General features: G+C 62.3%; 24 protein-coding genes, 1 tRNA gene and 1 riboswitch. Of the genes, 16 read left to right on the top strand and 9 right to left on the bottom strand.

Annotation, left to right across the window (positions count from 1 at the left end):
• Positions 1-3: 3 nt before the first annotated feature.
• Entirely contained in the window at positions 4-378 is a 375-nt protein-coding gene (gene yidD / locus G522_RS26620) for a membrane protein insertion efficiency factor YidD (protein ID WP_084633149.1), read from the top strand.
• Here yidD and G522_RS0112565 read toward each other — a convergent pair.
• The gene (locus G522_RS0112565; protein ID WP_026791353.1) at positions 370-1,770 is read right to left on the bottom strand and encodes an MFS transporter; all 1,401 of its coding nucleotides are present in this window, start codon (positions 1,768-1,770) and stop codon (positions 370-372) included. The genes yidD and G522_RS0112565 overlap by 9 nt on opposite strands.
• A gap of 174 nt (positions 1,771-1,944) precedes the next feature.
• Positions 1,945-2,095: riboswitch (FMN riboswitch) on the top strand.
• A 102-nt stretch (positions 2,096-2,197) separates the two neighbouring features.
• Here G522_RS0112565 and G522_RS0112560 point away from each other — a divergent pair.
• The 8 genes from G522_RS0112560 (at position 2,198) to G522_RS0112525 (ending at position 11,451) form a co-directional block, all read left to right on the top strand.
• The gene (locus tag G522_RS0112560; protein WP_026791352.1) at positions 2,198-3,130 is read left to right on the top strand and encodes a DMT family transporter; all 933 of its coding nucleotides are present in this window, start codon (positions 2,198-2,200) and stop codon (positions 3,128-3,130) included.
• Positions 3,131-3,333: 203 nt separating this feature from the next.
• Entirely contained in the window at positions 3,334-4,035 is a 702-nt protein-coding gene (locus tag G522_RS0112555) for a phosphatidylserine decarboxylase (protein ID WP_026791351.1), read from the top strand.
• Positions 4,036-4,046: 11 nt separating this feature from the next.
• The gene (gene pssA / locus G522_RS26615) at positions 4,047-4,901 is read left to right on the top strand and encodes a CDP-diacylglycerol--serine O-phosphatidyltransferase (RefSeq protein WP_084633148.1); all 855 of its coding nucleotides are present in this window, start codon (positions 4,047-4,049) and stop codon (positions 4,899-4,901) included.
• 66 nt (positions 4,902-4,967) lie between these two features.
• Positions 4,968-5,885: an allantoinase PuuE gene (gene puuE / locus G522_RS0112545; protein WP_026791350.1), complete on the top strand. Its 918-nt coding sequence runs from the start codon at positions 4,968-4,970 to the stop codon at positions 5,883-5,885.
• Positions 5,886-6,031: 146 nt separating this feature from the next.
• On the top strand, positions 6,032-7,633 hold the full coding sequence (locus G522_RS0112540; RefSeq protein ID WP_051228576.1) for a peptide ABC transporter substrate-binding protein: 1,602 nt from the start codon (positions 6,032-6,034) through the stop codon (positions 7,631-7,633).
• Between the two features lie 174 nt (positions 7,634-7,807).
• A complete protein-coding gene (oppB, locus tag G522_RS0112535; protein ID WP_026791348.1) occupies positions 7,808-8,731 on the top strand; it encodes an oligopeptide ABC transporter permease OppB in 924 nt (307 codons plus the stop codon).
• 1 nt (position 8,732) lies between these two features.
• Positions 8,733-9,857 carry an ABC transporter permease subunit gene (locus G522_RS0112530; protein ID WP_425414061.1) on the top strand — a complete coding sequence of 375 codons (1,125 nt, stop codon included), beginning with the start codon at positions 8,733-8,735 and terminating at the stop codon, positions 9,855-9,857.
• 1 nt (position 9,858) lies between these two features.
• On the top strand, positions 9,859-11,451 hold the full coding sequence (locus tag G522_RS0112525; protein ID WP_026791346.1) for an ABC transporter ATP-binding protein: 1,593 nt from the start codon (positions 9,859-9,861) through the stop codon (positions 11,449-11,451).
• Between the two features lie 91 nt (positions 11,452-11,542).
• Here G522_RS0112525 and G522_RS0112520 read toward each other — a convergent pair whose 3' ends face one another.
• The gene (locus tag G522_RS0112520; RefSeq protein ID WP_026791345.1) at positions 11,543-13,153 is read right to left on the bottom strand and encodes a peptide chain release factor 3; all 1,611 of its coding nucleotides are present in this window, start codon (positions 13,151-13,153) and stop codon (positions 11,543-11,545) included.
• 58 nt (positions 13,154-13,211) lie between these two features.
• Positions 13,212-13,619 (bottom strand): hypothetical protein, encoded by a 408-nt coding sequence (locus G522_RS0112515; protein WP_156886928.1) that lies wholly within the window; start codon positions 13,617-13,619, stop codon positions 13,212-13,214.
• Positions 13,620-14,011: 392 nt separating this feature from the next.
• Here G522_RS0112515 and G522_RS0112510 point away from each other — a divergent pair.
• From G522_RS0112510 to G522_RS30760, 7 genes are all read left to right on the top strand, one after another.
• Positions 14,012-14,085: transfer RNA gene (locus tag G522_RS0112510), tRNA-Gln, on the top strand.
• 44 nt (positions 14,086-14,129) lie between these two features.
• Positions 14,130-14,849: a ribose-5-phosphate isomerase RpiA gene (gene rpiA / locus G522_RS0112505; protein WP_026791343.1), complete on the top strand. Its 720-nt coding sequence runs from the start codon at positions 14,130-14,132 to the stop codon at positions 14,847-14,849.
• Positions 14,850-15,097: 248 nt separating this feature from the next.
• Entirely contained in the window at positions 15,098-16,411 is a 1,314-nt protein-coding gene (locus G522_RS0112495) for a GGDEF domain-containing protein (protein WP_156886927.1), read from the top strand.
• 174 nt (positions 16,412-16,585) lie between these two features.
• A complete protein-coding gene (locus tag G522_RS0112490) occupies positions 16,586-17,227 on the top strand; it encodes a GntR family transcriptional regulator (RefSeq protein WP_169453517.1) in 642 nt (213 codons plus the stop codon).
• Between the two features lie 251 nt (positions 17,228-17,478).
• Positions 17,479-18,180, top strand: coding sequence for a haloacid dehalogenase type II (locus tag G522_RS0112485; protein ID WP_156886926.1), 702 nt, complete (start codon positions 17,479-17,481; stop codon positions 18,178-18,180).
• A 111-nt stretch (positions 18,181-18,291) separates the two neighbouring features.
• On the top strand, positions 18,292-18,969 hold the full coding sequence (locus G522_RS0112480; RefSeq protein ID WP_026791339.1) for a response regulator transcription factor: 678 nt from the start codon (positions 18,292-18,294) through the stop codon (positions 18,967-18,969).
• Between the two features lie 365 nt (positions 18,970-19,334).
• Positions 19,335-20,324 carry a sensor histidine kinase gene (locus G522_RS30760; protein ID WP_425414060.1) on the top strand — a complete coding sequence of 330 codons (990 nt, stop codon included), beginning with the start codon at positions 19,335-19,337 and terminating at the stop codon, positions 20,322-20,324.
• On the opposite strand, the gene G522_RS26605 is transcribed toward G522_RS30760, so the two are convergent.
• The 6 genes from G522_RS26605 to G522_RS0112445 are packed head-to-tail and all read right to left on the bottom strand — an operon-like array spanning position 20,281 to position 25,175.
• Positions 20,281-20,994, bottom strand: a complete 714-nt coding sequence (locus tag G522_RS26605; RefSeq protein WP_051228573.1) for a class I SAM-dependent methyltransferase — start codon at positions 20,992-20,994, stop codon at positions 20,281-20,283. The two genes, G522_RS30760 and G522_RS26605, sit on opposite strands and share 44 nt — an antisense overlap.
• Positions 20,991-21,659 carry a tetratricopeptide repeat protein gene (locus G522_RS0112465; RefSeq protein ID WP_026791338.1) on the bottom strand — a complete coding sequence of 223 codons (669 nt, stop codon included), beginning with the start codon at positions 21,657-21,659 and terminating at the stop codon, positions 20,991-20,993. Before G522_RS0112465 ends, G522_RS26605 begins: the two co-directional genes overlap by 4 nt.
• A gap of 23 nt (positions 21,660-21,682) precedes the next feature.
• The gene (locus G522_RS26600) at positions 21,683-22,450 is read right to left on the bottom strand and encodes an SDR family NAD(P)-dependent oxidoreductase (protein WP_036839048.1); all 768 of its coding nucleotides are present in this window, start codon (positions 22,448-22,450) and stop codon (positions 21,683-21,685) included.
• A complete protein-coding gene (locus G522_RS0112455) occupies positions 22,440-23,108 on the bottom strand; it encodes an iron-containing redox enzyme family protein (protein WP_026791337.1) in 669 nt (222 codons plus the stop codon). Before G522_RS0112455 ends, G522_RS26600 begins: the two co-directional genes overlap by 11 nt.
• 35 nt (positions 23,109-23,143) lie before the next feature.
• The gene (locus G522_RS26595) at positions 23,144-24,601 is read right to left on the bottom strand and encodes an AMP-binding protein (protein ID WP_051228572.1); all 1,458 of its coding nucleotides are present in this window, start codon (positions 24,599-24,601) and stop codon (positions 23,144-23,146) included.
• Entirely contained in the window at positions 24,585-25,175 is a 591-nt protein-coding gene (locus G522_RS0112445) for a thermostable hemolysin (RefSeq protein WP_026791336.1), read from the bottom strand. The genes G522_RS26595 and G522_RS0112445 overlap by 17 nt, the downstream gene beginning before the upstream one ends.
• Between the last annotated feature and the right edge of the window lie 85 nt (positions 25,176-25,260).

The raw sequence follows: 25,260 nt of genomic DNA, 5'->3' as shown, positions 1-25,260 counted from the left end.
GCCATGTGCGAGTGCGGGCAGCATGTGAGGGAGGCTGGCCACGTTCATTCTGGCGGTTTGTCGCGTCGATGGACGCCCGGTCGCCTTGTCGGCCGGGCACTGATCCGGGTCTATCAGGTCGTGCTTTCGCCTTTGATGGGGCGGCAATGCCGCCATCTTCCCACCTGTTCGAGTTACACCGATGAAGCGATCAGCCGCTTCGGTCTGTGGGCCGGCGGCTGGATGGGACTTGCCCGCATCCTGCGCTGCAATCCCTGGGGCTCGTCCGGCTTCGATCCGGTGCCCAAAACGCTCGCTCAGGGCTATCGCTGGTGGCGGCCGTGGATAGGCGCGCGCTGGACCGGCGCCCATATCGACCCCAAGACGAAGCTAGACTGACGCCTCCTCAGCGGCCTCGGCAACGCGATGGCCTGAGACTTCTGATCCGGCGTTCTGCGACATGCGGGCATAGATCGGGATGCAGAGAAGGCCGATCACCGCCAGCGCCAGGAAGGCCGGTATGAAGTCGGTGGGAAGGACGGTCATGTCGCCGCGCATCGACCGGGTGATCTCAAGGGCGGTAGCGCCGATCGCGACGCCGAGCGCCGCCGAGATCTGTTGACCGACCGATGAGATCGACGTGGCATGGCTCATGTGCCGGTTGTCGACCTCCGCGAAGGCGAGCCCGTTGAGCGCTGTGAATTGCAGCGAGCGGAAGAAACCGCCGACCAGCAGCACGGCGAAGATCACCATGTGCGGCGTCTCCTTGCTGAACGAGATGATCGCCAGCAGGAAGGCGGTGGTGAACAGCGTGTTGACCATCAGCACCATGCGAAAGCCATAGGTGCGGAGGATGCGCGGCGCAGAGAACTTCATGAACACGGCACCGGCGGCGGTGGCGAAGGTGAGCATGCCGCTTTCGAACGGCGTCATGCCAAAGCCGAGCTGAAGAAGCAGCGGCAGCAGGAAGGGGATGGCACCGACGCCGATGCGGAACAGCAGGCCGCCGAGCACCGAGACGCGGAATGTCGGCAAACGAAACAGATTCAAGTCCATCAACGGATCGGGGGTTTCTACCGCGTGGCGGGCATAGGCATAGAGCGAGGCGGTGCCGACTGCGATCAAGATGAAGTCGAGCCAGGATGGCAGCACGCCGATGCCGCCGGCTGCGACGCCAAACACGAAGCCGGCGAGCCCGATGCCCGACAGCACGAAGCCGCGCGTATCGAGCGGCGGCAGGTTCTCTTCCTTGTAGTTCTTGATGAAGATACTGACGAGGACGAGGCCGATGACGCTGATCGGGACGTTGATCCAGAAGATCCAGCGCCACTGGAAATAGGTGGTGATGAAGCCGCCGAGCGGCGGTCCCAACACCGGGCCGATCATCGCGGGCACCGTCAGCCAGCTCATGGCGCGTAGATAGTCGGACTTCTGTACTGAACGCAGCATCACCAGACGCCCCACCGGCACCATCATCGCGCCGCCGGCGCCCTGAACGATGCGGGCGGCGACGAAACCTTCCAGCGACGACGACAGGCCGCATAGTATCGATCCGGCCACGAAGACCAGGATTGCGAGACGGAAGATGGTGCGGGCGCCGAACCGATCGGCCATCCAGCCGGAGATCGGCAGAAAAACCGCGACTGAGATGAGGTAGCTGGTGAAGGCCAGTTTCAGGGAAATCGGATCGACCGCGAGGTCGACGGCTATTTGAGGAAGCGAGGTGGAGACCACCGAACTGTCCAGATTTTCCATAAACAGCGCGCAGGCGACGATCAGCGGAATAAGCATGATGTTCTCGTGTTTCGTCCGGTTTATGGCGGAAGCGCGCTCAACGGTCGAGGGGATAGCGATCACATGTCGGAGAACATGACTGTCATGCGCGGGGAAACGGTGTGTCGCCTTTGATTTCGGGGGCTTCCCGGACTAAAGTCTTTTTGCCGGTGTGGGGTTCCCTGTGCTGGCAACCATTCTCGGGGCGGGGCGAAACTCCCCACCGGCGGTAATGGCGACGTCAGTTGCCTAGCCCGCGAGCGCTCTGGCCGTATGGCCGGGGGTCAGCAGATCCGGTTGGATTCCGGAGCCGACGGTACAGTCCGGATGAAAGAGAAGGGTATGCTGAAAATCCCGCTCGCAGCTGGCGATAGCCAATTGCGACCGATTATCTTCATGGCCCGATCGCCCTGGTTCCGTGTCGTTCCTTTTTGGGATTCGAACCTTGAATCAGAGCCCGAACAAGACCCGATCGTTCCCTGTCCTTGGGGCGGTCTACATGGTGTCCGCCGGCGTCGTCTTCGCCGCCATCAACGTACTCACCCAGTGGGTGACCGGAACCTACCACTTCTCCTCGCAGGCGCTCGCTTTCTGGCAATACGGGCTGTCGCTGGTCTTCTTCCTGCCGACCCTTCTGAAACTCGGCGCCGGGGCCTTTCGCACCGTGCATCCGGTGGCGCACATCATCCGCGTCATCTTTGCGACGCTTGGCGTGCAGTTCTTCGTTGGCGCGCTGGCGGCCGGTGTGCCGATCGCTCAGGTGGTGGCCATCGACATGACCTCGCCATTCATCGTCATCGTCGCGGCGCGGCTCATTCTGGGTGAGCGCATCGGTCCGCACCGGGCGCTTGCCACGCTCGTCGGCTTCATCGGTGGCATGCTGATCCTGGCGCCCTGGTCCGACAGCTTCACGGTCTATAGTCTGCTGCCGCTTGGCGCGGCGGCAATGTGGGCGGCCTCATCGGTGATGACCAAGCAGCTTGCCGCCGTCGAGCGGCCGGAGGCAGTGACCGTCTATCTTCTGGCGCTGCTCACGCCGATCAACGCAGCCTTTCTCATGACCTCGACCGGCTTCGACGTGGGAGCCGCTTTCGCTCTGCCGGGTGGTACCGTCCTCTGGGTCGTGGTGGCGCTGGCGGCGCTGACCGCTGCTGCTCAATATCTGCTGACGCTCGCCTATGCCCGTGCCGACGCCTCCTACCTCCAGACATTCGACAACGTTCGTCTGCCGCTCAACACGCTGGCCGGCTGGCTGGTGTTTGCCTACGCGCCGAGCGGCTATCTCTGGATTGGCGCGGTATTGATCATCGGCGCGTCTTTCTATCTGCTGCGTACGGAAACCGGAAAGTCGCTCAACAACGAGCCGGTACCTGCGTGACCTCAGGCGAGCGCTGGAAAGCGGTTGTCTTCCAAATTTCGCCTTAACGGCCGGCGGGGTGACAGTTCCGCCGGCCGCTTTTCGTTGAAAGCGGTGTGAACAACCGGCAAGCGGCAACGACCGGCTTTGCATGTGTCGCTCTTTCGTGCGAAAAGTCCGTTTCTCTCAGCGGGGTTGCCCCGCGATTGCACGGGCTAAACGACATGTCGGTGTTGAAGTCGATCCGAAACGGTATGCCACCGATCCACCCAGAAGGGCACAAGTTCATCCTGATTTTCCTGGCGGCCACCGTGCTGCTCGGCTGGTTGTTCGAACCGCTGTTCTGGATCGGGCTGGGACTCACCCTCTGGTGCGCGCTGTTCTTCCGTGACCCTGTGCGCGTCACGATCGTGTCGAACTCACTGGTCATTTCGCCGGCCGATGGCCGCATCTCCGCGGTTGGCCTCGCCGTGCCGCCGCGTGAGCTCGGCCTCGGCCCGGAGCCGATGCTGCGCATCTGCGTGTTCATGAACGTATTCGACGTGCACATAAACAGAGCGCCGGTGACTGGTCGCGTGACCCGCATCGCCTACAAGGCCGGCAAGTTCATCAATGCCGAGCTCGACAAGGCCAGTGAGGACAACGAGCGCAACGGCCTTGTCATCGAGCGGCCGGATGGGCGGGTGGTCGGCGTGGTGCAGATCGCCGGGCTGATTGCGCGCCGCATCGTCTCCTTCACCCGCGAGGGTGAAAGCCTGACCGTTGGTGACCGCTTCGGCCTCATTCGCTTTGGTTCGCGCGTCGACGTCTACCTGCCGACGACGGCGACGGCGCTGATCTCAGAAGGGGCGAGAGCGATTGCCGGTGAGACGGTGCTTGCCGACATCGATGGCACGACGAAGACGCCGTTCGTGCGTGTGGCCTGAGGCGGACAGCGATGCCTGGACTTTTCCCGCCGTTCGATCCCGAGCCGGAGGCTGTTGAGCGCCCGAAACGGCTCCGCCGCATTCCGATCCGCAGTGTGATCCCCAATTTGGTGACGTTGCTGTCGCTCTGTGCGGGGCTCACCTCGATCCGCATGGGGTTTGAGGGCCGCATCGATATGGCGGTTTATGCCATTCTCGTCGCGGCCGTGCTGGACGGGCTCGACGGCCGGCTCGCCCGCTACTTGCGCGTGACCTCGAAGTTCGGCGCGGAACTCGACTCTCTCAGCGATTTTCTGAGTTTCGGTGTGGCGCCGCCGCTGCTGCTGTTTGTGTGGAATTTCCACGACATCAGTTCCTTCGGCTGGGTAGCTGTGGTGCTGTTTGCCATTGCCGGTGCCCTGCGCCTTGCGCGCTTCAACACCATGCTGGGCGAAGACAAGCCAGCCTGGCAGGCCAACTTCTTCACCGGAGTGCCCATTCCGGCCGGCGCGCTTGCGGTGCTTTTGCCTGTTTATGTCGACCGTGTCGGTATCGACGTGCCGCAAGCGGCAGCGCCGGTCGTGGTTGCCTATGTGGTGCTGATCGCTGCGCTGATGGTGAGCCGCGTGCCGACCTTTTCGGGCAAGAAATACGGCGGCATTCAGCGTGAATGGGTGGTGCCGATCCTGATCGGCGTGGTCATCCTGGCGATGTTGCTGGTCAGCTATCCTTTCCACGTGCTCAGCATCGTGACCATTCTTTATCTCGCCTATATTCCGTTCGGCTGGCGTGCCTGGAACAGGCTGGCACGCACCCACGGGACAAAGGAAGACGAGCTGACGCTCGATGTCGGCGGCTCTTTCCCCGACGACGAGGCCACGCACTGAGCTGGCCGCGCTCTTGCTTCTGCCGATGTCGGGCGCCGTTCGCCCAACCAGACGAGGTGATGCGACATGATCGACAAGACCTATCCCCGTGACATGGTTGGTTACGGCCGCAATCCTCCCGATGCCGCCTGGCCGGAAGGCGCTCACATCGCAGTGCAGTTCGTCGTCAATTACGAGGAAGGCGGCGAGAATTGCATCCTGCATGGCGATGCCGCCTCTGAGGCCTTCCTGTCGGAAATCGTCGGCGCCCAGCCCTGGCCCGGCCAGCGGCACGCCAACATGGAGTCGATCTACGAGTACGGCTCGCGCGCCGGCTTCTGGCGGCTCCATCGCCTGTTCACCTCGCGCGCCGTGCCGGTGACGGTCTACGGCGTCGCCACGGCGCTCGCGCGCAACCCCGAGGTGGTGGCGGCGATGAAGGAGGCCGACTGGGAAATCGCCAGCCACGGCCTGAAGTGGATCGACTACAAGGACTATACCAAGGAGGCCGAGCGTGAGCACATGCTCGAGGCCATCCGCATCCATGAGCAAGTCACAGGGTCCCGACCGCTCGGCTGGTATACCGGCCGCGCCTCGATCCATTCAACCGAGCTCGCCATGGAAGAGGGGGGCTTTCTTTATTCCTCCGACTCGTATGCCGACGACTTGCCGTATTGGCTCGATGGACCGAACGGACCGCATCTCATCATTCCGTATACGCTCGACACCAACGACATGCGGTTTGCGACAAATCAAGGTTTCAACTCGGGTGATCAGTTCTACACCTACCTCAAGGACGCCTTTGACGTTCTCTATGAGGAAGGACGAAACGGCAGTCCCAAGATGCTGAATGTCGGCCTGCATTGTCGCCTCGTCGGCCGGCCGGCCCGCGTCGCCGCGCTTCAGCGTTTTGTGGACTACGTGCTAACCCATGATAAAGTTTGGATACCCCGCCGGATCGATATCGCTTGGCACTGGATTGCCCAGCACCGTCCCGGCATTTGAAGCTGGCGAAGAGAAAGAGAACGACTGGCGCCGTTTGGTATTTCTGGCGCTCTTGGATCACTAGCAAGCCAACCAATAAAAACTCAACGACAGCGACCGGTAGCAAGGCTCCGGTCGGCGCGACTACAGGCAGGAGGCTCGAAAATATGAACACTCACCGTGTATTTCGGACGTTGTCGGCGACGTTGATCGCCGGCTCGATGCTGGCGGTTCTGGCGACGCCGTCGCTGGCCGAGGTGGTCATCCATCGTGGCAACGGCGGCGAGCCGCAAACGCTCGATCAGGCGCATATCTCCATCGACGTCGAGGGCTTCATCGTCCGCGATATGTTCGAGGGCCTCACCATTTATGATCCGCATGGCAAGGTGATCCCGGGTGTTGCCGAGAGCTGGACGCTGTCGGACGATGGTACCGTCTACACCTTCAAGCTGCGCCAGAACGCCAGTTGGTCGGACGGCAAGCCGGTCACCGCCAATGACTTCGTATTCGCCTACCGCCGGATGGAGGATCCGAAGGAAGCGGCCGAATACGCCAACATTCTCTATCCCATCAAGAACGCCGAGGCGATCAACGGCGGCAAGGCGGCGATCGACACGCTGGGCGTCAAGGCCGTTGACGACAAGACCCTCGAGATCACGCTCGAGCGTCCCACTCCCTATTTCATTGAGCTGCTCGCCCACTACGCCGCTCTGCCGGTTCCGAGCTGGGCCATCGAAAAGTTCGGCAGCTCGTGGATCAAGCCGGGCAACATCGTTTGCAATGGCGCCTACTGCCTGACCGAAAACGTGCCCAACGACCACATCACCTCGGTGAAGAACCCGAAGTACTGGGATGCGGCCAGCGTCAAGATCGACAAGGTCATCTACAACCCATCGGAGGATCAGGCGACCACCGAGCGCATGTTCGAGGCCGGCGAGCTGGATGTGGTCTATAACTTCCAGGCCGACCAGAAGAAGTTCCTGGAAGGCAAGCTCGGCAAGGACCAGGTTCTGGCCGCGCCGGACCTTTCCTCCTATTACTACGTGCTTGATACGCGCAAGCCGCCGTTTGACGACGTGCGCGTCCGTCAGGCCTTCTCCATGGCCGTCGACCGCGACTTCCTGTCGGACAAGATCTTCTCCGGCACGCAGCTTCCGGCTTATTCCTTCGTGCCGGAAGGCATCGTTGGCTATACGCCGGCCAAGCCGGAGTGGGCCGATCTCGATCAGCTCGATCGCGAAGACAAGGCCAAGGACCTTCTGAAGCAAGCCGGTTACGGCGAGGGCGGCAAGCCGCTCAAGGTCGACATCCGCTTCAACACCAACGAGAACCACAAGAAGGTGGCGACCGCCGTTGCCGACATGTGGAAGGCGCTCGGCGCCGAGGTCACCATCCAGAACCTCGACGTCAAGTCGCACTACGCCTACCTGCAGGAAGGCGGCTCGTTCGATGCGGCGCGTTGCGGCTGGCAGGCGGACTACGCCGACCCGGAAAACTTCCTCAACCTGATGGTCAGCTCCAACAAGACCTTCAACTACGGTCACTATTCGAACCCCAAGTTCGACGATCTGATGAAGGCCTCCTATTCGGAGCGCGATGCCGCCAAGCGCCTGCAGCTGATGCATGACGCCGAGCAGATCGCCATGGACGAACAGGGTGTCGTGCCGCTGATGGTGCACGCTTCCACCTGGCTCGTTTCCAACAAGGTCAAGGGCTTCGCTCTGAACGGCGTCAACGAGCACCTGACCAAGTTCCTGTCGCTTCAGTGAGATGATCGAAGGCGTCCGCCCTTTTCCCAATCGGGAAAGGGGCGGCGTTCCTGAGGGCGGCGCATTCCCGTAAAGGGGAGGCGGCGCCCGTCGGCCTATCCGAGGGCTCGTCTTCGGGTGCCCGGCCGGCGTGTCGTTCTCGCCTTCCGTGACCACTCCAACGGGGACGGGTCTATGTTACGTTTTGTCCTGCGACGGCTGATGTCGGCCCTGCCGACCATCTTCATCGTCGTTACCTTGTCTTTCTTCCTGATGCGCGTCGCGCCCGGCGGGCCGTTCAACCTTGAACGCCCCCTGGAGCCGCAGGTCCTCGAAAACCTGAAGCGCGCCTTCCTGCTCGATCAGCCGCTGGTGGTCCAGTATGGCCATTATCTCTGGAATCTCTTCCACGGTGACCTTGGCCCGAGCTTCATCTATCGCGATTTCACTGTGGCCCAGTTGATTGCCAACAGCCTGCCTTATTCGATGACTCTTGGCGCGTGGGCACTGCTGGTGGCGGTTTTCGGCGGCATCGCCATCGGTTCCTACGCGGCGCTCCGGCAGAATTCCTTTGTCGACTATGCCGTGATGACCGTCGCGAGCTTCGGTATCACCGTGCCGAACTTCGTGCTGGCGCCGATCCTGTCCTTTGTCTTCGCCGTGGTGCTGCACGTGCTGCCGGCTGGCGGTTGGGGGGACGGCGGCCCGAAAAATCTGCTCTTGCCGGTGATTTCGCTGGCGCTGCCGCAGCTCGCGGTGTTCGCGCGCATCACCCGCGGCTCGATGATCGAGACGCTCCGTGCCGACCATATCCGCACCGCGCGCGCCTACGGTCTGCCGACCCGGGTGGTGGTGATCGTTCACGCCATGCGCGCCGCTCTGGTGCCGGCCGTCAGCTATCTCGGCCCGGTTGCCGCCGCCGTTCTGACCGGCTCCGTGGTGGTCGAGACCGTTTATGGGTTGCCCGGTGTCGGCCGCTATTTCGTCCTCGGCGCTCTCAACCGCGACTACACGCTGGTGATGGGCACGGTGGTGCTGATCTCAGTGTTCATCGTCGTGTTCAATCTTCTCGTCGACATTCTCTATGCCGTTCTCGATCCGAGGGTCCGTTATGAGTGAGATGACGCAAACCCTCAATGAGCCGACGACGGCGGTGCGCGGCATCAGCCTGTGGGCCATGGCCCGCCACCGTTTCGTGCGCAACAAGGCGGCGATGGCCAGCCTTTTCGTGCTGATCATCGTGGCGATCTTCAGCTTTGGCGGTACCTGGGTCTATCCGCACAGATATGATCAGATTTTCCCGTCCTATGTGGCGGTGCCGCCGTCGCTTGATCCCTATCCGCTCGAGGACACGCTGCATCAGGTGATGCAGACGGCTGTCGAGCGGGCGCATCTCCGACTCGACGCCTTCGACGCGGAGGGCACGGACTACACGGCGCGCATCAGCTCGGACAAGCCGATTGATCCCCGTGCTACGCGCTATCTCGATCGTCCCGATGAGTTCGACGGTTCCGAAATCACCTCGACGCTGGATGACGGCAAGACCATCGAGGTCAAGGGCAAGATCAACGGGCAATATTTCCCGTTCGGTACAGATCGCAACGGCCGCGACCTCCTGCCGCGCATCATGGTTGGTGGGCAAGTGTCGATCACCGTCGGCCTTCTCGCCACCTTGGTATCGCTCATCATCGGCGTCACCTATGGCGCCGTGTCGGGTTATGTCGGCGGTCGCGTCGACAACGTGATGATGCGCTTCGTGGAGATCCTCTACTCGCTGCCGTTCATGTTCTTCGTGATCATGCTCGTCGTGTTCTTCGGCCGGCATTTCGTGCTGATCTTCGCGGCGATCGGCGCCATCGAGTGGCTGGATATGGCGCGTATCGTTCGCGGGCAGACGCTGTCGCTGAAGCGGCGCGAGTTCGTCGAGGCAGCACACGCCATGGGCCTCTCCAACTGGCAGATCATCCGCCGGCACGTCATTCCCAACACCATCGGCCCGGTCGTGGTGTTCGTCACCGTGCTGGTGCCGAAGGTCATCCTGCTCGAAAGCTTCTTGAGCTTCCTGGGGCTTGGCGTTCAGGAGCCGATGACCTCCTGGGGATCGCTGATCGCCGAGGGCACCACGGGCATGCAGTATGTCCCCTGGCTGCTGATCTACCCGGCCGTCTTCTTCGTGGTGACGCTGTTCGCCCTCAACTTCATCGGCGACGGTTTGCGCGACGCCCTTGATCCGAAGGACCGCTGACATGGCCGATACGCTTCTCGATATTCGCGGGCTCAACGTCCGCTTTTCGACGCCGACCGGTGACGTCCACGCGGTGAAGGGCATCGATCTCCAGGTCAGCAAGGGCGAAACGCTGGCCATCGTTGGCGAAAGCGGCTCGGGCAAGAGCCAGACCATGATGGCGATCATGGGCCTTCTGGCCAGCAACGGCCGCGCCGAGGGTTCGGCGAAGTTCCAGGGCCAGGAGATGGTTGGCCTGCCGCTCGGCAAGCTGAACCAGATCCGCGGCGCCAAGATCACCATGATCTTCCAGGAGCCGATGACCTCGCTCGATCCGCTCTACAAGATCGGCAAGCAGCTTGCCGAGCCGATGATGCAGCACCGCGGCCTTTCGGCCAAGGCGGCACGGGCGAAGGCGATCGAGCTGCTCAAGCTCGTCAAGATCCCCGACCCGGAACGGCGCGTCGACAGCTATCCTTACGAGATGTCGGGCGGTCAGCGCCAACGCGTGATGATCGCCATGGCGCTGGCCAACGACCCGGAGCTGCTGATCGCCGACGAACCGACGACGGCGCTCGACGTCACCATCCAGGCGCAGATCCTGGAACTGCTGGCCGAGTTGAAGCAGCGGATCGGCCTGGCCATCGTGTTCATCAGCCACGATCTCGGCATTGTTCGCCGCTTCTCCGACAGGGTGGCGGTGATGCGCACCGGCGAGGTGGTGGAGACCGGTACGGTGGCCGACATCTTCGCCAACCCGCAGCATCCCTATACCAAGATGCTGCTGGCTGCTGAGCCGACGGGCCGCAAGGCGCCGCCGCCAGATAACGCGCCAGTGCTGCTGGAGGGCCGGGACGTCGACGTCCGCTTCTCGATGGGTGGCGGCTTCATGGGTGGCAAGAAGCTGGATATCCACGCCGTCGACCATGTCGACATCCGCCTCAAGGAAGGCCAGACGATCGGCATCGTCGGCGAAAGCGGCTCGGGCAAGTCGACGCTTGGCCGGGCGCTCTTGCGCCTCAACCACGGCACCGGTGCCATCCGCTTCGGCACCGACGACATCTCCGAGGCGAGCCGCCAGGAGATGCGCCGGCACCGGCGTCAGATGCAGCTGGTGTTCCAGGATCCGTTCGGATCGCTCAGCCCGCGCATGACCGCCGGGCAGATCGTCACCGAGGGGCTGCTGGTTCACGAACCACAGCTCAGCAAATCGGATCGCGATCTTCGGGCCATCAAGGCGTTCATGGAGGTCGGCCTCGATCCGGCGACGCGTAACCGCTATCCGCACGAATTCTCGGGCGGCCAGCGCCAGCGCATCGCCATTGCCCGCGCCATCATCCTCAAGCCGCAGGTGGTGGTGCTGGACGAGCCGACGTCGGCTCTGGACCGATCCGTGCAGAAGCAGATCGTCGAGCTGTTGCGCGACCTGCAGGCCAAGCACGGCCTCAGCTACCTGTTCATCAGCCACGATCTGGCGGTGGTCCGGGCGCTGTCGGACTATATCGTCGTCATGAAGAGCGGCAAGATCGTCGAGGAGGGATCGACCGACCAGATCTTCGACGCGCCACGCGAGGGCTATACCCGCGAACTGATGGCCGCCGCCTTCGGTAAGTGACGGTGGCATAAGTCTCTAAAAAAGCGAAGGCCGGGCGTAATGCCCGGCCTTTTGCATTCTGAGCTGCGACTGATGGGCGGAGGGCTTGGCTTTACGCCTCCACTGCCCGCGCCTGGGTTTCCTTGATGTCGGTGAAGCGGATCTTCGGCCACTTCTCCTTGATGTAGTTGAAGGCGTAGCCGGAGGTGGCGAGCAGCACCGGGTCGCCGTCGACGTCCTCGGCCATGGCCGAGCGATTGCCATTCTGGAAGTCGGTGACATCCTGATGCTCGCCGGCCAGCCAGCGCGCCATATTGTACTGGCTGACCTCGAAGCCCACCTCGAGGCCGTATTCCTGCTCGAGGCGGCCTTGCAGCACGTCGAGCTGCAGGGCGCCGACAAAGCCCACCAGGGTCGGCGAGCCGTCGACGGGGCGGAACACCTGCACGACGCCTTCCTCGGCAAGCTCCTGCAGCGCCTGCCTCAGCTTCTTGGCCTTCATGGCGTCTTCCAGGCGGACGCGGCGCAGGATTTCCGGCGCAAAGCTCGGCACACCGACGAAGGTGAGGTTCTCGCCCTCGGTCAACGTATCGCCGATCCTGAGCGTGCCATGGTTGGGAATGCCCACCACGTCGCCGGCCCAGGCCTCGTCGGCGATCTGGCGGTCCTGGGCGAAGAAGAACTGCGGCGCGGTGAGGCCGATGGTCTTCTGCGTCCGGACATGTTTGACCTTCATGCCGCGATTGAGCTTGCCCGAGCACAGGCGCACGAAGGCGATGCGGTCGCGGTGGTTGGGGTCCATGTTCGCCTGGATCTTGAAGACGAAGGCGCTCATCTTCGGCTCCTCCGCCTTGACCACGCGGGTGCTGGCCGCCTGATCGCGCGGAGGAGGGGCATAGGCGGCGAGGCCATCCAGGATGTCCTTGATGCCGAAGTTGCGCAGCGCCGAGCCCCAGAACACCGGCGTCAGGTGGCCCTCGCGGAAGGACTGGAGGTCGAAGGCATTGGTGCCCTCGGCGGCGAGATCGATGCCTTCCCTGAGCTCGGTCAGATAGCGCTGCTCCAGAAGCTCATTCAGCTTGTCGTCGCCGATCTCGTCGCGGTGGTCATCACCCTTTTCGTTCATCAGGCGCGTCTGGCGGCGCTTGAGGTCATAGGTGCCGATGAACTCCTTGCCCGAGCCGACCGGCCAGGTGATCGGCGCCGTGTCGAGGGCCAGCGTCTTCTCGATCTCATCTAGCGTTTCGAACGGGTCGCGCGCCTCGCGGTCGAGCTTGTTGACGAAGGTGACGATGGGTATGTCGCGCATGCGGCAAACTTCGAACAGCTTGCGCGTGCGATCCTCGATGCCCTTGGCGGCGTCGATCACCATGATGGCGCTGTCGACGGCGGTCAGCGTGCGGTAGGTGTCTTCGGAGAAGTCTTCGTGGCCTGGCGTGTCCAGGAGGTTGAAGACATTGCCGCCATATTCGAAGGTCATCACCGAGGTGACGACGGAGATGCCGCGGTCGCGTTCGATCTTCATCCAGTCGGAGCGGGTGCGGCGGTTTTCGCCACGGGCGCGCACCTGGCCGGCCATCTGGATGGCACCGCCGAACAGCAGCAGCTTTTCCGTCAGCGTCGTCTTGCCGGCGTCGGGATGCGAGATAATGGCGAAGGTGCGCCGCCGCTCGATTTCGCGGTGAAGCCGCGCTTCGGCGGAGGTGGATTCAAGGCTGCTCATGTGTGATCTCGCGGCGGTCCCGGAAAGGCCGCCAAACCACAACGCGGCGACCCGTTTGTCAACCGTCGCCGGCGATTTCTTCGCGATCTTGCGCCGCGCGGGGCTTGCCAAGGGCAGTTTTCAGAAAAGCGTGGATGTCTGCCGTGTCGAGCAGCGCCTCTACCTCCTTGCGGGCGCGGTCGCTGACCTTGTCGAGCAAGAGGCCGCGCGCCGTATCGACGCGCCAGACAAGATCACGCAGCGCCATGGTGGCGGTGCGGCTGGCAGAGGTCCAATCGGTCGCCTCGCCGACCAGCGCCCGGGCAACGCTGACGATAGCCGAATCACGCGTGAGACGGCAGCCCTCGCTTCCAGAAGCGTCGACGCCAGCCAGCACAAGCTGCATCAAGCGCAGCAAGGCACCGCTATCGTCAGGCGCTCCCGGCTCTTCCGGCGGGAGATCATGGGCAAAACTCGTCCACGGCATCAGGGTGCAGCGTAGTCCATTGTCAGGGCGACTGGTGCGCGTCGCTATCGTTGTTCTGGGCCGGTATGCCTTGCGGCGGCCGGCGTCTTGGCGCGATCGCGTAACCGCCATATTGGCACGGAAACATTTGAAGCGTCAGGCCGCGGCGCGACTTTTGGCTGCGACTTTCTTAATATACCTTAAAGATCATTGTCATTAGTATCATCCGTAATAAGGGCCAAGTCCGGCAACTTGCGCGGCTTGGTTGGCTTGGTGCCGCAAATTCGCGCCCTGCTGCGTGGTGTGCCGGACACTTTGCCGGCGCCTTGACAGGGCAATTCCGATCGGGTACCAGAACGCCGCAGCCGATGAAGCGCCCCTTCGTCGTCGCCTCCGAACCGTCGGAGTCCCGCTGGGGGATAATTTAACGGTAGAATGACGGACTCTGACTCCGTTCGTCTTGGTTCGAATCCAGGTCCCCCAGCCAATCTCTCTCCAGAAACAATCTGTTAGTATCCTGGAGACCGTGTGATGCCCAATCTTGCCGCGTCGGCGCCCCTCTTTAAGCAAATGGCCGGAGAGCATGCGGCTTCGCTGGTGCAATCCGGCATGGTGGTCGGTCTTGGTACCGGATCGACGGCGATCTTTGCCACCCGCAAGATCGCTTCCCGGCTTCACGAAGGTGATCTCTACGATATCGTGGCCATCGCGACGTCGCGCGCCACCGATGCCGCCGCTCGCGCGCTGGGCATCCCCATGCTGACGGACGATATTCCACGCGAGATCGACCTCACCATTGATGGCGCCGACGAGGTGGATCCGGCGATGGAGCTGATCAAGGGCGGCGGCGGTGCCTTGCTGCGTGAGAAGATCGTGGCTGAGGCCAGCCGCCGGGTCGTAATCGTCGCGGATGCCGGCAAGCTGTCGCCCCGGCTCGGCACGCACTGGCCACTACCGGTGGAAGTGCTGGAGTTCGGGTGGCGGTCACAGGCGCGTTTCCTGAAAAGTCTTGGCGCCGAAGTCACGCTGCGGCCGGGCGAAGGCGGCCTTTTCCGCACCGATCAGGACAACATCATCCTCGACTGCCGATTCGACCCGATCAACAATCCCTCGGAGCTGGCCGGCAAACTGGAAGCTCGGGCCGGGCTCGTCGGGCACGGGTTGTTCATCGGCATCGCCTCCGACCTGGTCGTGGCGGGAGAGGACGGGATTCGCCATCTTGAGCGCGGTCCGAAGGCGACAACGCGGTAGTTCGCCCGCCAGAAGTCTTGCGGACAAGGCTGTAGGCTGACGAGACATGGCTTCACACCGTGTTGGTCGATGCGCCTTGCCGAACTGCCGGCGATCCTCGCAGCACTGACCTATGGCTTCGCGCGTGCCATCGTCTTGGTGTCGGCCGCCGCTGCGATCGGTCGGTGCATCACCTCGTCGCGCGAAGCTTCCGTGCGGTCATGTCAACGCGATTTATGCTGTCTTTAGACTCGGCATGCTAGGCTAACGTGGAAGGGGGCGCTCTTCAGCTCAATTCGCGAAGACAGAGTACCACACGACTACGCGTTTATACTTGTCTTCTTGTTAATGGCCGGAGAATGAAGGGGGGTGGCTTGAGCGAGTTTCTCGATATTCCAACCCTTTTCTTCATTCTGTCGGCGGCGAGCTGCTGCATTTGTATCAGCCTGCTCCTAACCTGGTGGTCATCCCGGCGCGAGTTTTGTCTTCTGTCATGGGCCGTGGCCTTTGGTTTGGCCATTCTGACCATGCTCCTGGTTGCCTTGCGGGACCGCGTGCCACACCTTCTGTCCGTCACTGTTGCGGACGCCGTCCTCCTCGCGTCTTTCGGCTATCTTTGGCTGGGCTATCGTCAGTTCACCGGTCGCATACATCGCCGGGATCGCTGGGTCGCCTGCGCCGGAATGTTCGTTTGGTTCGCTATCGCGTCGGCCAGTTCCATTTTGGATGATATGAATGCCCGTGCGGTCATCCTGTCGGGCATCGAGTTCGTCTATTTTGTATTCATCATCACTGATCTGGTTCGCCATTATCCGGAGGAGCCCCTGCCGTCGCTGGCGCTGACGACGGTCCTCGTTGGCGCTCACGCCGCGATGCAGGCCTACTGGGTCGCCGCGTCAATCGCGGCGCCGATCGATCCGAACACCGTCGTCCTGCCGAACAGCCTCAGCATGGGGCTTCGGTTCACCGAGTCCTCGATCTTCGTGGTGTTTCTCGGCCTGTTGCAGCTGGTCCTGATCGGACAACGCTCGGAACGCCGCTACCGTATTGTCGCGGAAACGGATTCTCTGACTGGCCTGGCCAACCGAGGCCATTTTTTCAGTCGTATCGAACCTGCTCTGGTCGATGGTGACGAGCGCGGGGCCTTGATCTTGTTCGATATCGACCACTTCAAGACGATCAACGACACCTATGGGCATCCCACCGGCGATCGCGCTTTGATTGCGTTCGCAGCCATCCTGGCAACAACAGGTTCGGCCGATGGTATTGCCGCCCGCGTTGGCGGTGAGGAATTTGCGCTGTTCTTGCCGAACGGGGTCACGGACGAAGCCGTCGAGGTGGCCGATCGCGTCCGCCGCATGACCGCCGACCTTCGTGTCGCTGTCCCTGCCGGAACAGTGGCTATGACCGTCAGTTGCGGCGTTGCCGGTGTTGGCGAGGCCGGGGCCGACTTTCAGGCCCTGCACGCGGCTGCGGATCGCGCGCTCTATGCAGCCAAAAGCGGTGGCCGCAACCGGGTCGCGGTCCATCGGTCCTTGGCGCCAAAATCTCAGTGTACCCACGCAAGGCTATCGACGTCGTGATGCCCGCACGGTGACACGACAGGCTCATAATCTCGGTAGGTTGGCTTTGAACCCACGTCGATTAGCTTTCTATTGGACCCGATTGTCGACAATAGCCAATCGGTGTGTTAGCCATCGATTATGTCGACAGGGCCAGAATTCAACATTCCCAAAGTTCAAAAGTTGAGCGCCGAGGTGCAGACTGCCTCGGCCTTGCGGCAGGGTATTCTGGAAGGGAAAATACCTCCTGGTACGCGGCTCACCGAGATCCGCATGGCCGAGCAACTCGGTGTTTCCCGCGCGACGATCCGGACTGCGTTTCACCAGCTGACGCAAGAAGGGCTGATCGATCAGATCCCCTATACCGGCTGGATGGTGATGTCGCTCAGCGCCCATGACGCTTGGGAACTCTATACGCTCAGATCGAGTCTGGAGGCGCTGGCCTCGAGGCTCGTAGCCACCGAGATCCGCAGCGGCGGAGCGTCGGCCATGAGCACCCGAATCGATGACGCTTTCGGCAAATTGAAGTCGGCCTGCGCCGGTGGCAACCGCAAACAGATCGCTGATGCCGATTTTGGCCTGCACCGTACCATCATCGATCTCGCCGGGCATCGTCGGCTGGCCGAGCAATATGCGCAAGTCGAGCGGCAGGTCCGCATCTACATTGCCTCCAGCGATGCTCTTTTGGACCCGACCACGATTGTCGGCCAGCATCGCCCCATCGTCGAAAGCTTGACCGTGGGCGATGTTCAGCGGGCCATCCGAGCTGCTATCGACCACAACGAGCAGGAAGGCGAGAAGCTCGTGGCGCATCTTGCCGCCCTTGGAGCACATTAGTTTTTTTGAGTTTCATTCCTTGAGGCGTTCGTGCCATTCGCCGGCAGGGGAGAATTTGCTGGGGTCAATAGGGGCATCGTCTTCTTTGAAGATTGTCAGACAATCGATTGACACATGAAAGGACTCGTGACACTCATCGGTTTCAGCGAGCCTGTCTTGCCCGACCCAAAGGCGGGATCGTGCTGCGTTTCCGAGCCTGTTTGCCATGTTGCGCCGGTGCGGTCGCGCTGCCTTCAAGGAAAGGGATTCTCATGCTTTCCGGCCCCCGGCCCGAATGGCTGACTTTCGATTGCTACGGCACGCTTATCCAATGGGACGAGGGTCTGTTGGCGGCCGTCAACACGATCCTCGCCAAGCGGCCCGGCTCCGATGTCGATGCGGAGACGCTGATCCGCGTCTACGACAAATACGAGCACGCGCTCGAGGCCGAGCCGCCGCACAAGTCGTTCCGCACCGTCGCGGGCGAGGGGCTACGCCACGCCATGGACGAACTCAATCTTACCTATTCGCCTGCCGATATCGACACCCTTACCGGCAGCATCTCGCGTATGCCGCCGTTCCCGGAGGTCGTGGCGGCTCTCGGTGCGCTGAAGGCACAGGGCTTCAAGCTCTGCATCGTCTCCAATACCGATGATGATATCATTGCCGGCAATGTTGCCCAGCTTGGCGGGCATATCGACCGGGTGATCACCGCCCAGCAAGCGGGTGCCTACAAGCCGACCCGACAGATCTTCGATTATGCGCATGCGGCTCTCGGCGTTGGTCGCGGCGAGGTCGTCCATATTTGCGCCAGCCCGCATCTCGATCTCGTCGCGGCGCGAGATCTAGAGTTCCGCTGCATTTGGATCGATCGGGGAACCGGCCGTAAGCCGCTGCCGGATTATACACCGGACGAAACCTTTCCGACTCTCGATCGCGTCCCAGCCCTTTTCCAGCACCTTGCCTGGGGATGAAGCAGGGAGTGCGGGGCGGGTTGCCTCGGTATTTCTGGCAGGTTCGACAGACGCCCGACAGGTTCGGAACAACAAGACTGGCCTCGCGGGCTGGCAAAGGTTGTTTCGGAATTGCGCATTCTCTACGTCGAGGACAACAAAGCGCTTGGCGACGCCGTCGCCAAAGCCCTGCGAGTCAACGGTTTTACGGTCGATACCTTCACGACCGCCTTTGACGCGGAGGAAGCCGCCGCCACCACGCCCTACGATGCGATCGTTCTCGATCTTGGGTTGCCCGATCGCGACGGCATGGAACTGCTCGAAGCGCTACGCCACGCGGGCGTTGCGAGCCCCATCCTGTTGCTGACGGCGCGAGATGCGCCGTCGGATGTCATCGCCGGCCTCAACGCCGGCGCCGATGACTATCTCAAAAAGCCCTTCAATATGGACGAGCTCATCGCGCGTCTCCGCGCTCAGCTCCGCAGGGTAGGGCAGCCCCTCAGCATCATATTCCAGGAGGGCAACGTGAACCTCGACACGTCGATGCGGCTCTGTCGCATCGACGGGCGCGACGTCGATTTGAGCCGGCGCGAGTTTGGAGCGCTGGAGCTTCTGATGCGTCGTACCGGCAACGTCATCACCAAGATCGCCTTTGAAGAGACGCTCTATGGATTCGGCGAAGAGGTCAGCTCGAACGCCATCGAAGTTCTCGTCCATCGTCTCCGAAAGCGCCTGGTCGCCGCTGGTGCTCAAATCGAAATCCATACCCTGCGCGGCATCGGCTACATGCTGACCAGGGGCGTATCGTGAAGGTCGGTCCGCGCGGTTTGTTCGGTCGCCTTGCGGTCGGGCTTTTGCTGGCCGCTGTCGCTGCTGTTCTCCTTGCATCGGCCTTTCTGTATTTCCGCTTTCACGCCTCGGAGAGCCAGTTTCGCGAGGGAACCTTGCAGAGCTTTGCGAGGGCCATCGCAGCCGATGTCACCGCCAGCGGCGGCCGGAGTTTTGTCGCCGGCCACCAAACCGAGCGGCTGATCGAGCGGGCCAACGGCGCCTATGCCGTTCTCGACGCCGATGGGCGATGGCTGGGGGGCAATTCGGCTGATCGCCAGGCTTTCGTCCCGCTGGACGGTAAGGACGGGTTCTTTTTCGAACTGCCCGCCGGCTCGACCCGGACGATGCGCTATGGCTTTGCTGCACCGATCGATGGGACCGACCGACCATTGTTCGTTGAGGTCGTCTTTCCCGGCGGCGAGATGGTTTTTGATTCCGTTCTGGAAGAGTTCATCAAAGACATCGCCTGGCTGTGGCTGCCTTTCCTGCTTCTCATGCTGCTTGCCAACCTCGGCGTCGCTCACATTGCTCTGAGGCCGGTTCGCACAGCCGTCGCCCAGGCCGAGGCCATCACGACGCAGGCGCGGGTGGCCGCCATTGATGAGATAGGATTGCCGGATGACGTGCGGGCTCTGGTGCGGGCCGTCAATCTGGCATTCGGCCGGTTGCAGGCCGGGTACCGCGCGCTTGAGGAGTTCGTCGCGGACGTGGCGCACGACCTCAGGACGCCCATCGCCGTTTTGAAACTGCAGCTGGCTGGCAACAGCGATGATGCAACGCCTTTGCTGAAGCCGGAAATCGACCGCATGGAACGGATGATCGAGCAGCTCTTGGATCGGGCGCGTCTCGGCCGAGTTCAGCTTTCGCCAGACGACCATGTCGATCTCGGCGATGTTGGCCGCCGCGTGGCCGAATTCATGGCGCCTCTCGTTGTCGCGCGTGGAAGATCCATCGAGCTGATCGGCGCCGAGCATCCCGCTCCTGTGGCGGGCCTGTTTGATGAGCTCTTTCGGGCGCTGCGCAATCTCGTCGAAAATGCTCTGTCTCACGCCCCGCCCGGCAGCGAGATTTCCATCGCAATCGACCATGACACCTGCTCGCTCAGCGTGACCGACGATGGACCCGGCTTCCCGGTTTCTCTCCTGTCCCGCGATCTTTCGACGCGAGCCCCTATCCGCAGCGATCGGTTCGACGGCGTCGGGCTTGGTCTATCGATCGCCGCAAGAACTCTCAGCGCTTTTGGCGGGCGACTTGTTGTCGAAAACGCGCCGCCGCGCGGCGCCAGGGCGACTATGATGCTGAACCCCTGGTCTCCGCAGGATCGGCTGACCTGACAGAGGAAAGCGCGCTTCGTTCAGCGGTTGCCATCCACCCCTGCATTCCCAGAGGCAGCGAAACGGCTGTCAGTTTGATGTTGCGGGGCTCGAAACCGGCGCCAACCAGCATGGTCTCAATATCCGTCTTGCCATAGAGGCGGTGGGTTTCCGGCCCGGCCAAACGCCAGCGGGCCATGGTGTCGCGGTCCGTGACGTAGAGGACGAGCCGGCCACCCGGCCGCAGCACGCGGTGAAGTTCACGAGCCGCAATGCCTTCCTCATCGAAGAAATAGGCAACGTTGACGGCCAGCACCTTGTCGAAGCTCGCATCTGGCCACGGAAGGTCGGACAGGGTGCCGATACGCAAGTCAAGCGCGCCGCCGGCACGCCTGTTTCGCCAGCGTGCCAGATCGACCATCTCGGCGGAGCGGTCGATGCCATGGAGGCGACAGCCAGGTGCAACGGCAAGAATATCGCCGAGGGCCTGGCCCGGGCCGAAGCCGACTTCGAGAATGGCCTCACCGCCCCTCGGGGCCAGGGCGGCGACGGCCTTGCGATTTGGGGAGCGGTTAAGCGGGACCATGATATGGCCCAGAAGCCAGCCGGCGACGCCCCTGGGATAAGCGAGCTGGCGGTCGATCCGGCTCCAGAGGTCGTCGCCTCGGTGCTGTGGGAGCGCAGAGGTCACGTCTTGGCCTGCAGCTTGGCGAGATCTTCCTTGATCACTTGGCGACGGCTCTTGTCCCAGAGCGGCCGTGCCGGATTTTCCGGAATCGACAGGGCATAGGTGAAGACCTGACGCGCTTTGTCATTCTCGCCCTGGTTCATCAGGAAGTCGCCATAGAAATACCAGGCGTCGAGACCCTGCGGGGCAGAAGCCGTCGCCTGTTCGAGAAGCGAGCGGGCTTTCTTGTTGTCGCCGAAGGCGATCGGAAAGCCGGGAACGCGGTAATAGAGAACGCCGAGGCTGGTCGGCGCTCCGGCGTCGAGGGCAGCGGGATTTTCGGTATAGGCTTTTTCGAGGACGGCTCTCGCCTCTTTGGCAAGCGACAGGGCCGAGAAGGCCGAGGCCATCGACGCCTGTTCCGATTTCAGGATGCCGTCCCAGATCTCGGCTTCGACCCGATTGGGGTAGCGGGCCATGAGTGCATCCGCTTCCGCGCCGACCTTTTCCATTTCGGTGGTTTGCTTGTCGCCCGGGGGAACGGTGAACTTCACCGTTTCCCAGTGGACCTCCAGATTATGCAAGGCGCCGTCGAAAGCAGGATCAGCATCTGCGAACGCTGGGAAAGCAGAGAGCGCCAGAACGCCGAGAAGGGTAGCGCGAATTGTGGTCGTGCGAACGATGGTCATGATTCAACTTCCGTTTTTGGGCTTCACTTTGCCGTCAGAGCGCGATCGATCAGAGCGGGGAACAGGCTCTGGATGAGAATGAAAAGGCGTTCGGGACCGGCGGGGTAAACGGTTCGTCGTCCTCGCCGGACGGCTTTCCAAATCCTTCGGGCCACGGCGTCCGGTGCGTCGAGCGACATGCCCTGGCTTTCGATAAGGTCATCGAAGGCTGCTGCGGCGTCGGTTCGGGTGGCGCGGGGGGATGCGTAGGTGACTTCGATGCCGTGGCGTTTCCACTCGCGTCTGAGGGCTGACGAAAAGCCGCGCAGGGCGAACTTGCTGGCCGAATAGGCGGCAAATTCTGGGTAGGCGATTTCGCCGAACACCGAACCGACGTTGACGACCCGCGGTGAGGCCGCTCGGCTCGCTTGGAGGAGAGGAAAAGCCGCCCGTGTGAGCGCCATCGGAGCCAGCACGTTGGTGGCGAACAAATGCTCGACGGCTTCGTCGTCGAACGAGTCGTGCGGTCCGCCTTCAACGATGCCGGCATTGTTGATCAGAATGTCCAGCCTGCCCCAGCGATCGGCGATGGTATCGATCACGCGGGTGCGGCCGGCGGGGGTGGTGAGATCGGCGGGAATGACAAGCGGATCGCCGCTGCCCTCAAGGAGGGAGGCCGTTTCGGTGAGCGCATTGCCCCGCCGCCCGCACAGGGCGATTTCGGCCCCATCGCGGGCAGCGGCCAGCGCCAGGGCGCGCCCAATGCCAGAGCCGCCGCCCGTGATCAGAACGAGGGGGGGCTCAGGCCGCATTGGCGAGGCCCTCGCGCGCGTCGATCTCCTGGAAGATGCCGCCGTAGAGGTGATGGAAAATCTTGGAATTGTCGATGATCAGGCGCTGGACCACCGGGTCGGTGAAGCCGTTGATGAGGTCGCGGAAGAAAGCGACGTGGCTCTGATCCAAACTGCCGTGGGAGCGCAGATAGGAAAAGCCCTTGGCGTCCTGTTGCCCCCAGGACTGGCTCAGGCGGTCGGCCAGCTTGTCGGCGAGCAGAACCGACATCCCTTCGAGCACATGCACGCTGCCGAGCATGGCGTAGGGGGTCAGATGCTCGATGGCATAATAGGTATAGCCGACCATGGCGATGGTTGCTGGCGACGGCCCCCGCCGGCGAACCGTATCGGCATTGCCGCCGAAGAACACGATGTCGTCGAGGATCCATTTCTCGTGGCCGCGCTCCTCTTCCATGTATTCGACCAGCGCGTCCTGATAGCGCTCGTCGGTGGTGCGCGAGGCCGCCAGCGCCAACAAAGGGAAGGTGTGGCTGACGTGGTGGTAAGCCTCGCCAAGGAAGGCGAGATAGGTCTCGCGGCTGGCGCCTTCGGCGATGGCCCGACGGATGAGCGGGATGGAAAGAAAGCGCTGCCGCTCGACTGCGGTTTCCTGTTGAAGCTGATCGTAGAAGGACATGATCATTCCTTGCTGGGGGTGTTTATCGAGGATTGTCAGGCCGCTTGTTCGTTGCGGGCCGAAAGGAAGGCGGCGATCGCGTTACGGCGAACGCGGCCATTGTCGGTGATGAGCTGTTCCGCCCGCGCGGTGGCGAGGGAGAGGGCAACGGCCTGCTCGGGACGCGCGTAGGTCGGCAGCGCCGACGTCAGGTCGAGGACCAGCTCGATGAGATCCGCCTCGCTGGCCGCCATGAACCAGGGTTCTGCCGCCGGAGCTGGCATCAGGACGGCGGTGAGTGGCCGATCCGAGCTGCCGCATACGCAGGCGAGCGCGAGACGCGGGTCCGAGAGCAGGGCGGTCTCCACCCATTCCGGACTGACGTTGCGGCCATAGCCGGTGACGATCAGATTGTCCTTGCGGCCCAGCACGATGAGGTTGCCGCTTTCATCGAAGTGGCCGAGATCGCCGGTTCGCCACGAGCCGACATGGTCCGCTTTCCCAAGGTAGCCTGCCGTTACCGACGGGCCGGAGACGATGATTTCGCCGTCCTCAAGAGTGACCTCGAGACCGTCGAGCGGCCGACCGACGGTTCCTGCCGTCCTTGCACCCGGCCTGTTCATGGCGACTACCGAACAGCATTCGGAGAGACCGTAGCCTTCATGGATGGGGATACCCAAGAGGACGGCGCGATCCGCCACCGATCTCGGAACCGGCGCGCCGCCCACGGCGACGAACCGTAGCGAGCCTGGGGCGATCTGCCCCTTGGTCAAAAGTTCCGTCACCCAGATCTTGAGGAGCTGAGGCAGGAGGACCGACGACGTCGGCTTGTGACGCTCGAAAACGCCGGCCAGCGATCGGACGTTGCCATGACCAATGGCATCGGCCGTCTCTCGGTCGAAATAGGTGCTTCCGCCCACCGAGAGCGGAACGAATATCGCGGCGAGCATTTCGAGAAGCAGCGACAGCGGCAGGATCGAAAGGTAACGGTCGGTGCGGGATGCCTGGCTTGCCTCGACCAGGGCACGGGTAGACCAGGTGATCTGCCGTTCGCCGAGGCGTACGCCCTTGGGCGTTCCTGTGCTGCCGGATGTGTAGATGACCACGTCGAAGTCCGGTTCCGGGTGAAGCACGCTCGGCGCTTCTGGATCGATATGCACGGCGAGGGTGGCGGTTCCCTTCAAGGTCTCCGCCATTTTGAACTGGCCGTCAGTCAGGATGAGTTCGACACCGGCATCGGCGACGATGTAGGCGATCTGGGCCGCGCTGAAGAAGGTCGGCAGCGGCACGATGGTCTTTCCCGCGGCGGCGGCGGCGACGAGCGTAACTGCCCAGGCGACACCGTTGGGCATCAGGATGCCGACGGTTCGAGGCATATGCTGGAGCTGACCGGCAAGAGTGCTCACCGCCGCCAGGAACTGCCCCCGGGTGAAGTCATGTTCTGCGTCGGCGAAGGCCTTGGCTGCGCTGTCGATTTGTGCATGGCCGAAGAGTGGTTCAAATAGCGATGGCATGGTCTAGGGTGCCTCCGGGAGAGGTTGTGCGAGCCCTGAGGTGCTCGATCGAAATGGCGAAGACGCGGGGAGAGGTCAGGTAATAGCGCCCCCAAGTCTCAGGCGAGGGAACGCGGTGAGCCTCGGCGGGAGCGAGGTCGATGGGGGAAAGTCCCTTGCGTTTCAGCAGCAGGGCGAGACGGCTCGTCAGCGTATAGAAGGACCAGCTGAAACCGAGGGCGGCAATTTGTGCTGCGATGTCGTCGACGAATGCGCCTGTCTCATGCGGCGAGTTGCTGACAAGAGAGGTGACTTCGCAAATGTCGGCGCGCCGGACCTCGTGCCCGATAGCGCTCGCCAGCGCCTGTTCGATCGGCAGATCGAGATAGCATTCCGAGAAGAAGCCGTCCTTTGGCGTCCTCAAGCCAGCCGCGCAAAGTAGGTCACCATGCTTACTGTATTTTGCGAGCAGCTTTTTGGGGAGATTTGCCGGCTTCGCGAAGTATGATCTCTGGTATATATCGCGGATAAAGTTCTCTATTTCTGGATATCGGGTGTCATCGCTGTCAACTAGAACTGACGTTCCCATCATCATGTCTCGCTTGTTGCGTTGTGGAGACGATGATGTTCCAGCCTTACGTGTTGCTTACAGCTTTCGGGGCGTGGCGTGAAAAGATTGA

The sequence above is a fragment of the Pleomorphomonas oryzae DSM 16300 genome (genome assembly GCF_000422965.1).
GTDB lineage: Bacteria > Pseudomonadota > Alphaproteobacteria > Rhizobiales > Pleomorphomonadaceae > Pleomorphomonas > Pleomorphomonas oryzae.
The sequence above is the reverse complement of the archived record's forward strand: the minus strand, read 5'-3'. Positions and strand labels throughout refer to the sequence as shown.

Bases quoted from the DNA above. Each gene is read 5' to 3' on its own strand.
- G522_RS0112555 (WP_026791351.1), top strand. From the start codon at position 3,334: ATGTCGGTGTTGAAGTCGATCCGAAACGGTATGCCACCGATCCACCCA.
- G522_RS0112485 (WP_156886926.1), top strand. From the start codon at position 17,479: ATGCTTTCCGGCCCCCGGCCCGAATGGCTGACTTTCGATTGCTACGGC.
- G522_RS26600 (WP_036839048.1), bottom strand. From the start codon at position 22,450: ATGCGGCCTGAGCCCCCCCTCGTTCTGATCACGGGCGGCGGCTCTGGC.
- yidD (WP_084633149.1), top strand. From the start codon at position 4: ATGTGCGAGTGCGGGCAGCATGTGAGGGAGGCTGGCCACGTTCATTCT.
- G522_RS0112520 (WP_026791345.1), bottom strand. From the start codon at position 13,153: ATGAGCAGCCTTGAATCCACCTCCGCCGAAGCGCGGCTTCACCGCGAA.
- G522_RS0112540 (WP_051228576.1), top strand. From the start codon at position 6,032: ATGAACACTCACCGTGTATTTCGGACGTTGTCGGCGACGTTGATCGCC.
- G522_RS30760 (WP_425414060.1), top strand. From the start codon at position 19,335: ATGCGCTATGGCTTTGCTGCACCGATCGATGGGACCGACCGACCATTG.
- G522_RS0112455 (WP_026791337.1), bottom strand. From the start codon at position 23,108: ATGTCCTTCTACGATCAGCTTCAACAGGAAACCGCAGTCGAGCGGCAG.
- G522_RS26595 (WP_051228572.1), bottom strand. From the start codon at position 24,601: ATGCCATCGCTATTTGAACCACTCTTCGGCCATGCACAAATCGACAGC.
- G522_RS0112465 (WP_026791338.1), bottom strand. From the start codon at position 21,659: ATGACCATCGTTCGCACGACCACAATTCGCGCTACCCTTCTCGGCGTT.
- oppB (WP_026791348.1), top strand. From the start codon at position 7,808: ATGTTACGTTTTGTCCTGCGACGGCTGATGTCGGCCCTGCCGACCATC.
- rpiA (WP_026791343.1), top strand. From the start codon at position 14,130: ATGCCCAATCTTGCCGCGTCGGCGCCCCTCTTTAAGCAAATGGCCGGA.
- G522_RS0112565 (WP_026791353.1), bottom strand. From the start codon at position 1,770: ATGCTTATTCCGCTGATCGTCGCCTGCGCGCTGTTTATGGAAAATCTG.
- G522_RS0112445 (WP_026791336.1), bottom strand. From the start codon at position 25,175: ATGATGATGGGAACGTCAGTTCTAGTTGACAGCGATGACACCCGATAT.
- G522_RS0112515 (WP_156886928.1), bottom strand. From the start codon at position 13,619: ATGCCGTGGACGAGTTTTGCCCATGATCTCCCGCCGGAAGAGCCGGGA.
- G522_RS0112525 (WP_026791346.1), top strand. From the start codon at position 9,859: ATGGCCGATACGCTTCTCGATATTCGCGGGCTCAACGTCCGCTTTTCG.
- puuE (WP_026791350.1), top strand. From the start codon at position 4,968: ATGATCGACAAGACCTATCCCCGTGACATGGTTGGTTACGGCCGCAAT.
- pssA (WP_084633148.1), top strand. From the start codon at position 4,047: ATGCCTGGACTTTTCCCGCCGTTCGATCCCGAGCCGGAGGCTGTTGAG.
- G522_RS0112530 (WP_425414061.1), top strand. From the start codon at position 8,733: ATGACGCAAACCCTCAATGAGCCGACGACGGCGGTGCGCGGCATCAGC.